Annotated in this window: 1 protein-coding gene; it reads left to right on the top strand. The window is 57.6% G+C overall.

Annotation, left to right across the window (positions count from 1 at the left end; all coding sequences use genetic code 11):
• On the top strand, positions 1 to 706 hold a 706-nt coding region (locus IVB50_RS18735; protein ID WP_247296899.1), incomplete at both ends, for an AMP-binding protein.

Below are 706 nucleotides of genomic sequence, written 5' to 3'. Positions count from 1 at the left end.
CGACCCGCGCGCGCTTGGCCTGACCTCGCGCCATCTCGCCTATGTGATCTACACCTCGGGATCTACCGGCACCCCAAAGGGAGTCATGATCGAGCATCGGGGCCTCGTCAACCTGGGGCTGGCTCAGATCGGGCTTTTTGGCGTTTGTTCAAACAGCCGAGTAGTGCAGTTCGCCTCCTTTGGTTTTGATGCGAGCGCTTGGGAAATTCTTATGGCGTTTGGTGCTGGAGCCGCATTGCATTTGCCTGCGGATGAGCTCCGTCAAGCGAGTAACAAGCTATCAGATTATCTGCGAAGCGAAGCCATAACACACGCGACGTTGCCTCCAGCCTTGTTCCAAGGAGACCGCAATCTGGAATATTTGGCGTCGCAATCTCTCATTCTTGCTGGAGAGCTGCCAAAGTCTGAACTCATTCGAAGGTTGCCTGCAACATCTATTGTCAACGCCTATGGACCTACCGAAACAACGGTCTGTGCGACGACCTGGAGTTACCCCTCTGATTTTGATGGGTCAGTTGTCCCGATTGGCCGTCCGATTGCGAACACGCGTGTGTATCTGCTCGATGGCCATGGCGCGCCCGTTCCGTTGGGAGCGGTGGGAGAGCTCTACATTGGCGGGGCGGGGGTCGCGCGTGGCTATCTGAACCGGCCCGAACTGACGGCGGAGCGGTTCTTGGCCGATCCGTTCAGTGGTGAGGTCGGCGCA

Source organism: Bradyrhizobium sp. 87 (genome assembly GCF_023073015.1).
Lineage (GTDB): Bacteria > Pseudomonadota > Alphaproteobacteria > Rhizobiales > Xanthobacteraceae > Bradyrhizobium > Bradyrhizobium canariense_D.
The sequence above is the reverse complement of the archived record's forward strand: the minus strand, read 5'-3'. Positions and strand labels throughout refer to the sequence as shown.